At 41.6% G+C, this 13508-nt stretch carries 13 protein-coding genes; 9 read left to right on the forward strand and 4 right to left on the reverse strand.

Annotation, left to right across the window (positions count from 1 at the left end; all coding sequences use genetic code 11):
* Window positions 1-37: 37 nt before the first annotated feature.
* The gene (gene typA / locus NYF15_RS18895) at window positions 38-1861 is read right to left on the reverse strand and encodes a translational GTPase TypA (protein ID WP_237119866.1); all 1824 of its coding nucleotides are present in this window, start codon (window positions 1859-1861) and stop codon (window positions 38-40) included.
* 508 nt (window positions 1862-2369) lie between these two features.
* Here typA and glnA point away from each other — a divergent pair.
* The 5 genes from glnA (at window position 2370) to NYF15_RS18920 (ending at window position 7476) form a co-directional block, all read left to right on the forward strand.
* Window positions 2370-3776, forward strand: a complete 1407-nt coding sequence (gene glnA, locus NYF15_RS18900; protein ID WP_371354372.1) for a glutamate--ammonia ligase — start codon at window positions 2370-2372, stop codon at window positions 3774-3776.
* Window positions 3777-3910: 134 nt separating this feature from the next.
* Window positions 3911-4435: a DUF4124 domain-containing protein gene (locus NYF15_RS18905; protein WP_341803668.1), complete on the forward strand. Its 525-nt coding sequence runs from the start codon at window positions 3911-3913 to the stop codon at window positions 4433-4435.
* Between the two features lie 80 nt (window positions 4436-4515).
* Window positions 4516-5586 carry a nitrogen regulation protein NR(II) gene (gene glnL / locus NYF15_RS18910; RefSeq protein WP_130151490.1) on the forward strand — a complete coding sequence of 357 codons (1071 nt, stop codon included), beginning with the start codon at window positions 4516-4518 and terminating at the stop codon, window positions 5584-5586.
* A gap of 18 nt (window positions 5587-5604) precedes the next feature.
* Window positions 5605-6990, forward strand: a complete 1386-nt coding sequence (ntrC, locus tag NYF15_RS18915; RefSeq protein WP_341803667.1) for a nitrogen regulation protein NR(I) — start codon at window positions 5605-5607, stop codon at window positions 6988-6990.
* A 27-nt stretch (window positions 6991-7017) separates the two neighbouring features.
* Entirely contained in the window at window positions 7018-7476 is a 459-nt protein-coding gene (locus NYF15_RS18920) for a cyclic nucleotide-binding domain-containing protein (protein WP_062568218.1), read from the forward strand.
* Here NYF15_RS18920 and NYF15_RS18925 read toward each other — a convergent pair.
* Together NYF15_RS18925 and NYF15_RS18930 are read right to left on the reverse strand one after the other, a co-directional pair.
* Window positions 7473-8135, reverse strand: coding sequence for a hypothetical protein (locus NYF15_RS18925; protein WP_237119869.1), 663 nt, complete (start codon window positions 8133-8135; stop codon window positions 7473-7475). The two genes, NYF15_RS18920 and NYF15_RS18925, sit on opposite strands and share 4 nt — an antisense overlap.
* A gap of 52 nt (window positions 8136-8187) precedes the next feature.
* A complete protein-coding gene (locus NYF15_RS18930) occupies window positions 8188-8475 on the reverse strand; it encodes a hypothetical protein (RefSeq protein WP_130151487.1) in 288 nt (95 codons plus the stop codon).
* Window positions 8476-8711: 236 nt separating this feature from the next.
* Between NYF15_RS18930 and NYF15_RS18935 the strand changes: the two genes are divergently transcribed.
* The 4 genes from NYF15_RS18935 (at window position 8712) to NYF15_RS18950 (ending at window position 12969) form a co-directional block, all read left to right on the forward strand.
* Entirely contained in the window at window positions 8712-9086 is a 375-nt protein-coding gene (locus NYF15_RS18935; protein ID WP_130151486.1) for an RNA-binding S4 domain-containing protein, read from the forward strand.
* A gap of 148 nt (window positions 9087-9234) precedes the next feature.
* Window positions 9235-9576 (forward strand): hypothetical protein, encoded by a 342-nt coding sequence (locus tag NYF15_RS18940; protein WP_371354373.1) that lies wholly within the window; start codon window positions 9235-9237, stop codon window positions 9574-9576.
* A gap of 218 nt (window positions 9577-9794) precedes the next feature.
* The gene (gene acnA, locus NYF15_RS18945; protein WP_371354374.1) at window positions 9795-12545 is read left to right on the forward strand and encodes an aconitate hydratase AcnA; all 2751 of its coding nucleotides are present in this window, start codon (window positions 9795-9797) and stop codon (window positions 12543-12545) included.
* A gap of 178 nt (window positions 12546-12723) precedes the next feature.
* The gene (locus tag NYF15_RS18950; protein WP_371354375.1) at window positions 12724-12969 is read left to right on the forward strand and encodes a hypothetical protein; all 246 of its coding nucleotides are present in this window, start codon (window positions 12724-12726) and stop codon (window positions 12967-12969) included.
* Here the strand turns inward: NYF15_RS18950 and NYF15_RS18955 are convergent.
* Window positions 12966-13505 carry a DUF4124 domain-containing protein gene (locus NYF15_RS18955; RefSeq protein ID WP_371354376.1) on the reverse strand — a complete coding sequence of 180 codons (540 nt, stop codon included), beginning with the start codon at window positions 13503-13505 and terminating at the stop codon, window positions 12966-12968. The two genes, NYF15_RS18950 and NYF15_RS18955, sit on opposite strands and share 4 nt — an antisense overlap.
* Window positions 13506-13508: the final 3 nt, after the last annotated feature.

A 13508-nucleotide genomic window follows, 5' to 3' on the forward strand; every position in this document is an offset into this window, starting at 1 on the left:
TACGGCGGTTTATATTTTTTAAAACTAAAAGACGTTATTAGTCTTTAGCTGCACGGCTCGCACGTTTACGGTCACTTTCAGTTAAGTGACGTTTACGAATACGAATGTTCTCAGGTGTCACTTCCACTAACTCGTCATCATCGATGAACTCAATCGCTTGCTCAAGCGTGTAGTTTAGTGGTGGTACAAGTGTTTGTGCTTCATCAGTACCAGATGCACGAACGTTTGTAAGTTGCTTACCTTTAAGTGCGTTTACAGTTAGGTCGTTATCACGGCTATGGATACCGATAACCATACCTTCGTAAACTTCAACACCGTGACCGATGAATAGCTTACCACGGTCTTGTAAGTTGAATAACGCGTTAGTAAGTGCTTTACCCGTTGCGTTCGCAATCATTACACCATTCTTACGTGCACCAATAGTACCGCCTTTGTGTGGACCATAGTGATCGAATGTATGGTAAAGAAGACCAGAACCAGAGGTTAATGTCATAAATTCAGTTTGGAAACCAATTAAGCCACGGCTTGGGATCATAAAGTCCATACGTACACGGCCTTTACCATCTGGAGACATGTCTGTTAGTTCACCTTTACGAAGACCGATTTGTTCCATGATAGAACCTTGGTGCTCTTCTTGACAGTCGATTGTAAGTGTTTCGTATGGCTCTTCTTTTTGACCATCAACTTCACGTAAAATTACTTGTGGACGAGATACAGCAAGCTCGTAACCTTCACGACGCATGTTCTCGATTAAGATACCTAAGTGTAATTCACCACGACCAGAAACACGGAAGCTATCAGGGTTGTCAGTTTCTTCAACACGTAGTGCAACGTTGTGAACAAGCTCAGCTTGTAAACGCTCAAGGATATTACGTGAAGTTACGAATTTACCTTCTTTACCAGCAAATGGTGATGTATTTACAGAGAATGTCATTGTTACTGTAGGCTCATCAACGCTTAGTGGTGGTAATGCTTCAACTGTGTTTACATCACAGATAGTGTCTGAAATTTTCAGCTCACCAAGACCTGTGATAGCAATGATGTCACCCGCGCCGGCAGATTCTGCTTCGTGACGCTCAAGACCTAAGTAACTCATTACTTGGCCAACTTTACCGTTACGCTTAGTACCGTCTGCACTCACAATCGTTACTTGTTGGTTAGGACGAACAGTACCACGCTTGATACGACCTACACCGATAACACCGATGTATGAGTTGTAGTCAAGCTGAGAAATTTGCATTTGGAAAGCACCTTCAGGATCTGCATCCGGTGGAGATACTTCGTCAACGATCATCTGGAACATAGGTTCCATGTTGTCAGATGGCGTGTCTAAATCCATTGTTGCCCAGCCGTTGATAGCTGATGCATAGATTACTTTAAAGTCTAACTGTTCGTCAGTTGCACCTAGGTTATCGAATAAATCGAAAACTTGGTCCATAACCCAGTCAGGACGTGCACCTGGTTTGTCGATTTTGTTGATAACAACAATCGGCGTTAAACCTTGTGCGAATGCTTTTTGCGTTACGAAACGCGTTTGTGGCATTGGACCTTCTTGAGCATCAACAAGTAGTAATACTGAGTCAGCCATCGAAAGTACGCGTTCTACTTCACCACCGAAGTCGGCATGTCCTGGGGTGTCTACGATATTGATATGGTAGTCATTCCAAGAGATAGCTGTATTTTTAGCTAAAATGGTAATACCACGCTCTTTCTCAATGTCGTTTGAGTCCATTACGCGCTCTTCGTTACCGCCGCGCGTTTCTAATGTGCCTGATTGCTCAAGCAGTTTATCAACCAAAGTTGTTTTACCGTGGTCAACGTGGGCGATAATCGCTATATTTCTTAACTTTTCGATGCTCATATTTTTTCTCAGAGAAATTGAATCTCATTGATCCTGCAAGATCTACGCACTCATCTGAGTTTTCACCAGATGTCCCAGCATAGGATTTAAAAGGGCGCATATTATCCCTTAATAATGGCATGGATGAAAGTTTATCCAATATAAATTTATAAACTTTCTTCAGGCTTTTTCTAAGTATCTGTTTTATAAATGACAAATTTATGAAATTTATTCATTTCAAATAGTAAAAACTGGCGATATTCTGAGTAATGAGCCATATTTTGAGAGTAAATTAAGCGCAGAGTTCAACGATTAGGTATGTTCAATTTCTGTGCATTTGGCATCGTGAAAAAGCAATGCACCACAATGAAACTTTTACGCACCAAAATTGTGCAAAAAGTTTTAACAAAACCCTATTCTATTTTTTTTTATAAGCCTAAACAACATGTTAAAAATATGGCATGAAATCAGCTTATATAAAACAAAAGCAATAATGCAGCAAAAATAAAACCCAACAATTGGAGGACACATGTCACAATCGGTTTTAGATTTTATCAAAGAAAATGACGTTAAGTTCATTGATTTACGCTTTACTGATACCAAAGGTAAAGAACAGCATGTTTCTATTCCTCATCACCAAATTGATGAAGAGTTCTTTGAAGATGGCAAAATGTTTGACGGTTCTTCAATTGCTGGCTGGAAAGGCATCAATGAATCAGACATGGTACTAATGCCTGTACCTGAGTCTGCTAAAATGGACCCATTTTCTGAAGAAGCTACTTTAATCGTACGTTGTGACGTTGTTGAGCCTTCAACACTTCAAGGTTACGAGCGTGATCCACGTTCTGTTGCAAAGCGCGCTGAAGAATACATGCGTTCAACAGGTATCGCTGACACTGTTTTATTCGGCCCAGAGCCAGAGTTCTTCCTATTTGATGATGTAAAATACAAATCAGACATGTCTGGTTCTATGTACAAAATTGATGATATCGAAGCTGCATGGAACTCAGATAAAGACTACGAAGGCGGCAATAAAGGTCATCGTCCAGGTGTTAAAGGTGGCTACTTCCCATGTTCACCTATTGATTCATCACACGACTGGCGTTCAGCTACATGTTTAGTTCTTGAAGAACTAGGCCAAGTTGTAGAAGCTCACCACCACGAAGTTGCAACTGCGGGTCAAAACGAGATCGCAACACGCTTCAATACCATGGTATTAAAAGCAGACGAAATCCAAGAGATGAAATATGTGATCCATAACATGGCTCACCTTTATGGTAAGACAGCAACCTTCATGCCTAAGCCAATCGTAGGTGATAACGGTTCTGGTATGCACTGTCACCAATCTTTAGGTAAAGATGGTGTAAACATCTTCGCTGGTGACAAATACGCGGGTCTTTCTGAAGAAGCACTTTACTACATCGGTGGTATCATCAAGCACGCTAAAGCAATCAACGCATTCGCTAACGCGTCAACTAACTCGTACAAACGTCTAGTACCAGGCTTCGAAGCACCAGTAATGCTTGCATACTCTGCACGTAACCGTTCTGCTTCAATCCGTATCCCTGTGGTACCGTCTGCAAAAGCACGTCGTATCGAGGTACGTTTCCCTGATCCAACAGCTAACCCATACCTAGCATTCTCAGCAATGCTTATGGCTGGCCTTGACGGTATCAAAAACAAGATCCACCCTGGCGACGCTATGGATAAAGATTTATACGACTTACCAGCTGAAGAAGCTGCTGAGATCCCACAAGTTGCCTCTTCACTGAGCGAAGCACTTGCTTCTTTAGACGCTGACCGTGAGTTCTTAACCCAAGGTGGTGTATTCACTGACGATCTAATTGATGCATACATCTCACTGAAGAACAAAGAAGTTGAAAAGCTTAACATGACAACTCACCCAGTTGAGTTTGAAATGTACTACAGCGTGTAATTACGCTGTAGCAGAATTATCTATATCAGATAATAAATGTGTGTTCTCAAGCCCGCTTTGCGGGCTTTTTTAATGGTAATTCGACGTATTCTCCTCTACAGTTTTAAATAGATTAAGAAATGCAGGGTTGCAGAGTGAAAAGCATAACTTTATTGTTAGCAGTACTAACTTTTGTTAGTACTTTTAGTCATGGTACCGCTCAGAAGAAAGTGTATTCGTGGAAGGATAGAAATGGTGTTTTAGTCTTTTCTGATACACCACGTCCAGGCGCAACTGAAGTAAAGCTAAATACGCAAAATCTCACTATGCCAGCAACCGATACGAGCATTCTAGATAGCAGCCCTAACGTTACACCGGTTAATTTTAAAGTGACAATAGCCTCACCTGAAAATGAAGCCACCGTTAGAGAGAATACCGGTTCCGTTTATGTAACGACTCGTATTAGCCCACGCTTTGCAACAGGCTTTAAGGTACAACTCTTTGTTGATGGCACTCCTTTAGGTGTTGCCAGTAGCAGTACAACCTTTGCACTTAGAGAAGTCAATCGAGGCGAACACACACTGCAAGCTAAGCTTTTTAATGAGAACAATAAACTCGTTTCGGTTAGCCCAGTAAGCACCTTTTTTATGCATAGAGCATCTGTATTAAACGGCAATTAACTTTTTATAATAGATACCTCACAATGCAGAATGGCTGTGCTAAGCTATGCTTAATCGCAACGCACTAAAATGGTGCAAACATGCTCAGTAATACTCCCTTCGACTCAGAAATACTCGACAGTATCTGGAAAAATTTAAGTACTGCAGTTATCTTGCTCGACCGAAACTTCAAACTGGTTTATGCAAATGACAGTGCAAGTGAGCTTTTAGGTTTAGGCCCAAAACGTATTATCAACCAACCATTCGATAATCTATTTAACTATCACTCAATTGATTTAAAACGTATCGCCCAGTACTCGTTGTTCGATGGTGTTGATTGCCACCAGCATAGAGCTGACGTGGTGTTCATCGATTCTCGTCATGCTAAATTAACAATCAGTACGCGACGGCTCAGCAGCAAAAATGAAAACTACATTTTGTTTGAATGCCGCCAAATGGACGATGAAATTCGTCACGATCAAGCCTCCAATCAAATGCATCAATATCAAGCTGCGCGTAATTTAATACGCGGTTTAGCGCACGAAATAAAAAATCCGTTAGGTGGAATTCGCGGAGCGGCGCAATTATTGCAGTACGAGGTTGATCAGCAAGAACGAGATCAATGTGCAGAGCTTATTATTGAGCAAGCAGACAGATTGCGAGAGCTAGTCGACCGATTACTTGGTCCGAATCAGTTGCCACACAAATCCTATGGCAATATTCACCAAGCACTTGAGTCAGTAATCAAGCTAAGCATGCTAGATAATAGTGCGAATATCACCTTAGTAAAAGACTATGATCCGAGCATACCTAATGTGTATATAGATCAAAGTAAAATTCAGCAGGTGGTGTTGAACATTATTCGTAATGCCCAACAGGCTCTCGTTGATGGTGGTGAAATTAGAATAAAAACCCGTATTAACCACCAGCATAGACGTCCTGGTAAAGCGCCGAAAAAAACCTTGCTGATCCAAATTTCGGATAATGGTCCAGGTATAGATAAGAACCTAAAAGAAACTTTGTTCTATCCAATGATCACCAATAAAGAAAATGGTTCAGGGCTTGGTTTATCCATCGCGCAAACCTTGGTTGACCAACATGACGGACACATAGACTGTGACAGTTGGCCTGGTCATACAGAATTTAATATCTATTTGCCTTTTACGGATTAATGGTTTTTTGGAGTAATCATGAAAACAGTCTGGTTAGTTGATGATGATGCCTCAATACGCTTTGTATTAGAAAAAGCGCTGGCAAGAGCAGGATTTGAAACCCAAAGCTATGCAAATGCACAAGATGTACTTAATGCATTAAAATTTAGCCAGCCCACAGTGCTCGTCTCTGACGTGCGTATGCCAGGTATGGACGGCATGGCATTGCTAGAAACAATTGCTGATCAAAATCCTGGCTTACCTGTGATCATCATGACTGCCCACTCAGATCTCGACTCAGCAGTTAATGCGTTTCAAAAGGGGGCTTTTGAGTATCTTGCCAAACCGTTTGATTTAGATGAAGCCGTAGCATTGGTAGAAAGCGCATGTCGTGCTAACTCAACAAAAAAAACCAAACGTAAATTAGCACCGCAAACCAATGCGCATATCATAGGTGAAGCACCTGCTATGCAAGAGGTGTTTCGTGCGATTGGTAAATTATCAGCTTCAAGTATGAGTGTGTTAATCAATGGCGAATCGGGTACAGGTAAGGAGCTTGTCGCCAGCGCCCTACACAACCATAGCCCACGCAAAGAAAACCAGTTTATCGCCCTTAATATGGCTGCCATTCCTAAAGAATTAGTGGAGTCAGAGTTATTCGGTCATGAAAAAGGCGCATTCACAGGAGCTGACAGCATTCGTAAAGGCCGCTTTGAACAGGCAAATGGCGGCACACTATTTTTAGACGAAATTGGTGATATGCCACTCGATGTGCAAACTCGCTTATTACGTGTACTCGCCGATGGTGAATTTTACCGTGTTGGCGGTCATCAAAGCATTAAGGTCGATGTGCGAATCATCGCCGCAACACACCAAAACCTTGAAGACTTGGTAAAACAAGGAAAGTTTCGTGACGACTTATTCCATCGTTTAAACGTGGTGCGCTTGCGCCTACCCGCCCTGCGTGAACGTACCGAAGATATTGAGCGCCTCGCACAACATTTTTTACATAAAAGTGCTAAAGAGCTGCAAGTCGAAAGCAAAATATTAAGCCCTAAAGCCACTGAGCAATTACGCCTATTCAATTGGCCTGGCAATGTTCGCCAACTAGAGAATACCTGCCGTTGGTTAACTGTTATGGCACCTGGCGAGCTTATCAGCGAGCAAGATTTACCTCCCGAAATTATTGCCGCAGCCCCTACAGAGCATGAAGGCGACTGGCTAGATGCATTTCAACAATGGCTTAATCTTGAACTTAAACAAGGTAAAGAGAATATTTGGCCTGCGATTCAAGCACAATTAGAAACTCGCTTAATTAAAACTGCACTTGCAAACTGTGCAGGCCACAAACAAGAAGCAGCCATCAAAATTGGTTGGGGGCGTAATACATTGACCCGCAAGCTAAAAGAGCGCAATATTAGCTAAATTTCACACTATGAACACAGTGAATCAATGAAGTTAATCGAGCATATTCCGCTTATTAAACAAATGGAAATTATTAACAGGCTGTCGTTTTTTAGAGAGTTCTCTCTTAGTGAACGACAGGTGTTATTAGAATCGTTTAGTCACTTATATTTAGTACAACAAGGCCGTGCGGTTTTTAAACAATTTGATAATGACAAACGTCTTTATATTGTACTAAGTGGCTCTCTTACCGTGTTTAAGCAAAGCCATTTAGTTGAGCTAGGCAGTATAGAGCCTGGTGAATTTATTGGTGAAGGCGCGTTTATCAATAACCGTGAACGAAGTACTAGTGCGCGGGCTAAGATCGATACTATCGTACTTGCAATCACACCAGAAGCGCTTACTCGCCTACCAAACGTAATCCGTGAGAAAATAAAAGATCGTATCATCGAAGGAATGAGTGAACGCATCATTAAGCTCAGTAATTATTTAGAGTCACGCGGCTAATCCATATACACAATTTGTAACGAGCAATTCAGCCAGCTTGGTTCATTAACCCGTGCAGTAAACCAATAGGTGTCTGAGGGCTTTTCACCAAATGGGGTGTTAATAAAAGGCTGAGAATGCGCATACGTTTGCGAGTAATTTTTATAGTAAATAACTAGGTAACCGTATAAATACTCCCAGTTGAGCACCACTTTCGTACCGCTTCTAAGTGTGAACTCTGCCTGTGTATCTGTGAATGTCACGACAAGATCATTGAACTTATCTTCATCACACCCCGTTGTTAAAACGCGACTAGGCATTGAAAACTCGCCTTTCTCACTTGGCTCTTTCAAGTAAAAGCCGATGTTACCATTTTTGTAAACATGATTTGCTTCAGTGATGTATTTAATAACGGGTTGATAGCCAAGCTGCAGCATAATGTCACCTAGTTGCTCTGCTTCATGAGTCAGTATTTTATCTTGCGAAAGCATGAGTGTGGCTTCAGAGAACTCCCGTGGAATATCAAGCTGAACATACTCGTAAGGCAAACTTTGATTGCGTAGTGCTAACTCTAATTGACTCTTTTTTTGCGCATCAAGATTTTCGGTGTAAACGTAGACCGTAGGTTGCTGGCAGCTAGCTAACAGAAACAGCATGCATAGTATATAAATCCTTTTCATAGTGCTCCCTCATAAAGATTACAAATGTAGTCTAAATGAGAAAACAATACAATTAATTTAAATATTTATTTAACCACTTATCAAAACTTTTTCGTGTGTATAAAATCTCTTTGAATAAACGATGGGTCTGATATTCGAGTAGCTTTTCTTTATTACTTTCACCAAAAACCAGTTGACTGTGATTATCATTAAATCGTGAAATTAACGCGAAGCCTTGTTCTGACTTTTCGGGCTTAGCTTTGATTGCTTTTGTAAGCAAAGCTCGCACATCATCTGCGGCTAATAGTGACGAATCCTGTAACCCCATTAACTCTTTTCTTAGTGCTGTTCTTACGCCCATTACTACTTCTCCAGAACGAATTTAAAATGAAACGAGATTGCTTATAGCAATTAGTACACCAATTTAGAACGGGCGCAGTGTACCCAGCAAATGCTGCAATTTTTTTACTACTTTTGAAAAAATATCATTATTTTTCCGAAAGCAGTTTTAACCCTTTTAAGAAGTTAAAAATTTAATCTTGGTTCAATCCAGTGCTAGGCTTTATAATGGCTAGGATTAAATGACGAGAGACCAACATGAACGAAGATTTCATAGAAATTGAACTAGAAGAAGAGCCTATAGAGTTATGCAATTTGCTAAAAGTGCTCGACCTAGTCGAAACCGGAGGCCAGGCAAAAGCACTAATAGGTGAAGGTTATGTTGGAGTAAACTATGAAATTTGTACAATAAAACGGAAAAAATTATACAGTGGTGATGTGCTCGCTTTTGATGGTGAGTTGTTTCAATTAACATTAAGCGAAGATGCAACACCGAATCCTCGTCCACCAGAAACACCGAAAAAAGCGCAACCGGAAACGAGCGAAACGGCACCGAAAAAAACAAAACGCAAGCGTACTAAAAAACCAAAAGTGGACGAAAAAACAGGCCGTCGCCCTATTTCTTTTGGTTAACTAGAGCTTGCTTAGTTAACATAAATCACCTTTAATTGAATGCGATAATAACAACAATAAAAGGTGATTTATGATTCCTCCCGCTTGGCTTAAGCCACTTGCTTGAGCAGCTCTTGTTTGGAATCTTTTAGGCGTCATTGCATTTATAATGCAGCAATTAATCACGCCCGAAATGGTTAACCAACTCCCACTTGAACAACAAGCTGCATACCGTGATATCCCGCTCTGGTCAACGGCTGCCTTCGCGATAGCCGTATTTACAGCAAGCTTCGCGAGCATTTTATTGCTAGCAAAAAAAGCCCTTGCCAGAGAGCTCTTTTTAATCTCGTTTATCGCCGTATTAGTCCAGCAATATTATAATTTTGTGGTGATTGATAGCCTTGCTATGTTTGGCGTAAGCGCATTAGCAATGCCATTTTGTGTCATTATTATTAGCTTAGTACTAATGTTTGTCAGCCATATAGGCAAACAGAAACACTGGCTCGACTAAAGATACTTACTTATCTATAAAAACCTTACTTAGTTAACCGACCATTTATCTTTTTGCCCTTGAAATAAATCGTGTCGGCATCAACACTATTTAAGTAGCATACTTTTTCGTCAGCAAAATAAATTTACTAGCTGGTATTAAGTTTGCAACAGGCTAGTGTATATCTCGAAAAGGAAACACAAAACAAGCTCGGCTTGTTAAAACCACAGGGGCAAATAATGAATAACAGTTTTGATACCCAAAAACAGCTTACAATCAATGGTGAACAATACCATATTCACTCTTTACAAGGCTTAGGCGATAAAGCAAAGCGCTTGCCATTCTCGTTAAAAATCTTACTCGAAAACCTATTACGTAATGAAGATGGCGTTAATATCAAAAAGCAAGATATTGAAGCTTTATTAAACTGGGATCCGCAAGCTAAACCATCAGCAGAAGTAGCGTTTACGCCTGCCCGTGTTGTCATGCAAGACTTCACAGGTGTGCCCGCCATTGTTGATTTAGCCGCGATGCGTGACGCCATGGAAAAACTCGGTGGCGATCCAGCAAAAATTAACCCACTTTCACCCGCTGAACTTGTGATTGACCATTCGGTGCAAGTTGATGGCTACGGTGAAGATGGCTCATTCGACTTAAATGCGAAACTTGAATACGAGCGCAATAAAGAACGTTACGAATTTTTACGCTGGGGACAAACCGCTTTTGATAACTTGAAAGTTGTGCCACCAGCAACCGGTATCGTTCACCAAGTCAACTTAGAATACCTAGCCCGTGTGGTTTTCAATGATGAAAAGAATGGTAAATCAATGGCTTATCCAGATACCCTTGTCGGCACAGACTCACACACAACCATGATTAATGGTCTTGGTGTACTTGGTTGGGGCGTAGGTGGTATTGAAGCCGAAGCCGCCATGCTAGGCCAACCAATCAGCTTATTGATCCCACAAGTTATCGGCTTTAAGCTAAATGGTCGTCTGCCAGAAGGCACGACTGCAACTGACCTTGTGCTAACCGTAACAGAAATGCTGCGTAAGCACGGTGTGGTGGGTAAATTTGTTGAGTTTTATGGTGACGGACTCGCCGACTTGCCACTTGCTGACCGTGCTACTATCGCCAACATGGCACCAGAATATGGTGCAACCTGCGGTATTTTCCCTATTGATGATGAAACCATTAACTATCTGCGCTTAACAAACCGCGATGATAAACAACTTAAACTCATCGAGGATTATGCAAAACATCAAGGCTTATGGCGAAACCCTGGCGATGAAGCTCATTATACAGACACGCTCGAGTTATCGCTTGATGATGTGGTGCCGAGTCTTGCGGGTCCTAAACGTCCACAAGATAGAATTGCCCTTGATAAAGCGGGCGACATCATTGGTGAGCACTTAAAGGGCTTCCAAGATGAACGTATGCAGCATCGCGATAAAAGCGATATTCAAGAGGCGCGCATTGAAGATGAGGGCCCTACGACTAACCCTGATGAGCCAGTAAACGAAGCACAATTTATGGGGGCGGCTAAGGTTAACTTTAAAGGCGAGGAGTTTGAGCTTAATGACGGTGCGTGTGTCATTGCTGCAATTACAAGTTGTACAAACACCTCAAACCCCAGTGTTATTTTAGCAGCAGGTTTAGTTGCTAAAAAAGCAAAACAATTAGGCTTAAAAGTGAAACCTTGGGTTAAAACCTCATTGGCACCTGGCTCTCAAGTAGTGACTGACTACCTGAAAAAAGCAGACTTAATGGATGATTTAGATGCGTTAGGCTTTAATCTTGTTGGCTATGGCTGTACAACCTGTATTGGCAACTCTGGCCCACTGGCTGATGAGATCAGCGAAGCCATTCAAAAGCACAAACTGGTCGTCAGCTCTATTTTATCAGGTAACCGAAACTTTGAAGGTCGTATTCACCAAGATGTGAAAATGAACTTTTTAGCTTCGCCACCACTTGTTGTAGCCTACGCTATTGCAGGCCGCACAGATATTGATGTGTACAACGAGCCGCTAGCACAAGACCCTAATGGGAATGACATTTACCTGAAAAATATCTGGCCGAGTGTCAGTGAAGTCAATGAATTAGTAAAAGAGACCGTGACCAAAGAAATGTTCGCATCAAGCTATGGCAATGTGTATCAAGGCGATGATCGCTGGCAGAAAATTCAAATTCCTGATGGCAAATTGTACGACTGGGACGATACATCAACCTACATCAAAAAAGCGCCCTTCTTTGATGGTATGGAGATTGAGCCACCAGGGATCCCAAGCATTAGTGGCGCGCGCTGTTTAGCAAAATTAGGTGACTCAGTAACCACTGACCACATCTCACCAGCAGGTGCGATTAAAGCGGATGCCCCAGCAGGTCTTTACTTGCAAGAGCACGGTGTGCAAAAGGCACAATTTAACTCATATGGTTCGCGCCGTGGTAACCACGAAGTGATGATGCGCGGTACTTTTGCTAATGTACGTTTACGTAATCTATTAGCCCCAGGCACCGAAGGTGGTGTGACCCGTATGCAGCCAAGCGATGAGCTTGCCAGTATTTATGATGCAGCGATGCAATATCAGCAAGATCGCACGCCACTGATTATTTTAGCGGGCGCGGAGTATGGCACAGGTTCATCACGGGACTGGGCTGCTAAAGGTTCACTTCTGCTTGGTGTTAAAGCCGTTATTGCACAAAGCTATGAGCGTATTCACCGTTCAAACCTAATTGGTATGGGTGTTTTACCCCTACAATTTAAAGAAGGTGAAAGCTATGAGTCATTGGGTCTAACGGGTCAAGAGTCATTCGACTTTGAAGGCTTATATGACAAAACCAATGAAGTCAGTGTGATTGCTACTAACAGCGAAGGCAAACAAATTAGCTTTAGTGTTGATGTGCGTATAGATACTCCTAAAGAGTGGGATTACTACAAACACGGCGGTATTTTGCAGTATGTACTGCGTAATATGCTGGCTGAGCAGTAGTTTTTTCAAGTAAAACGAGCCATCTTCTTTAGAAGATGGCTTTCTATACTCCCCATCTACGAGTAATTTACTTTAATCCACAACCATAGAAAGCTTTAAGAAAGTTACACATTGCTTGATTTAGAACAATCCAGTCAGTAACAACAGCACCTACACTTTAATTAAGGCAGGTGCTTGTATGACTGAACAAACCATCATTCGAATCTTAAAAACCTTCATTATTTTAGGTATTTGCCTGATTGTTTTGGGGCATTCTTTATTAGCCGGCAATTACTTAAGTGATAGCATGGGTATACATGGCATAATGATCAGCGCAGCGTGTATTGCTGTTGGCGTGCTGTTCTCTTTGCCCACCAAAATTTATCTCACTATTTTACTGATGAAAATAGAAAGCGACCTCACAGCACAAAACAAACAAAGTTAATTCCCACCTTGCTCTTTTAGCTGCTGCTCAAGTTGCTTGGTACGCTGCTCCATAAGCTGTTTTACTTGCTCTGCGTCTTGCATCATCTTTTGTACATTTTTAGCATCGTATACCCCAAATGCTGGAGGTGTTACGTCAGCTTTAACGGTTGATGGTTGATTATCATCAACTTGAAATGTCTCTGCAGGTAATACAGTAATATCGTTCGGATCTAAGCTAACCACTGTACTCGAATAATTAGGGTGAGGTGTATCAGCATAGTGCCATTGCCCTTGTTCATCTTGCCATTTATACACGACAACAGGTGTATGTGCGTCTTTGCTAAAGCTCAATTTCTCGGTTAATTTTTTAGCTTGTGTACTTAATGCATCGGCACCTTGCGAAGCAAAATCACTCACATTACCACTCACTTTTTCAGAGTAACGTTCGAACATACTAAGTTCTAAGTAAGGCTTACCATCTGGCTTTTTAATATAAAATAGCAGCGCAACACTAATCAGCAGCAACATGACTGCAAAATAACAAAAACGCTTCATCCT

It is taken from the genome of Pseudoalteromonas sp. 68 DY56-GL68 (assembly GCF_041414825.1).
In the GTDB taxonomy this organism is placed as follows: Bacteria; Pseudomonadota; Gammaproteobacteria; order Enterobacterales; family Alteromonadaceae; genus Pseudoalteromonas.

What these genes read in the sequence shown, in the direction of transcription:
- typA (WP_237119866.1), bottom strand. Translation starts at nt 1,861, where the DNA reads ATGAGCATCGAAAAGTTAAGAAATATAGCGATTATCGCCCACGTTGAC.
- glnA (WP_371354372.1), top strand. Translation starts at nt 2,370, where the DNA reads ATGTCACAATCGGTTTTAGATTTTATCAAAGAAAATGACGTTAAGTTC.
- glnL (WP_130151490.1), top strand. Translation starts at nt 4,516, where the DNA reads ATGCTCAGTAATACTCCCTTCGACTCAGAAATACTCGACAGTATCTGG.
- ntrC (WP_341803667.1), top strand. Translation starts at nt 5,605, where the DNA reads ATGAAAACAGTCTGGTTAGTTGATGATGATGCCTCAATACGCTTTGTA.
- NYF15_RS18920 (WP_062568218.1), top strand. Translation starts at nt 7,018, where the DNA reads ATGAAGTTAATCGAGCATATTCCGCTTATTAAACAAATGGAAATTATT.
- NYF15_RS18925 (WP_237119869.1), bottom strand. Translation starts at nt 8,135, where the DNA reads ATGAAAAGGATTTATATACTATGCATGCTGTTTCTGTTAGCTAGCTGC.
- NYF15_RS18930 (WP_130151487.1), bottom strand. Translation starts at nt 8,475, where the DNA reads ATGGGCGTAAGAACAGCACTAAGAAAAGAGTTAATGGGGTTACAGGAT.
- NYF15_RS18935 (WP_130151486.1), top strand. Translation starts at nt 8,712, where the DNA reads ATGAACGAAGATTTCATAGAAATTGAACTAGAAGAAGAGCCTATAGAG.
- NYF15_RS18940 (WP_371354373.1), top strand. Translation starts at nt 9,235, where the DNA reads ATGCAGCAATTAATCACGCCCGAAATGGTTAACCAACTCCCACTTGAA.
- acnA (WP_371354374.1), top strand. Translation starts at nt 9,795, where the DNA reads ATGAATAACAGTTTTGATACCCAAAAACAGCTTACAATCAATGGTGAA.
- NYF15_RS18950 (WP_371354375.1), top strand. Translation starts at nt 12,724, where the DNA reads ATGACTGAACAAACCATCATTCGAATCTTAAAAACCTTCATTATTTTA.
- NYF15_RS18955 (WP_371354376.1), bottom strand. Translation starts at nt 13,505, where the DNA reads ATGAAGCGTTTTTGTTATTTTGCAGTCATGTTGCTGCTGATTAGTGTT.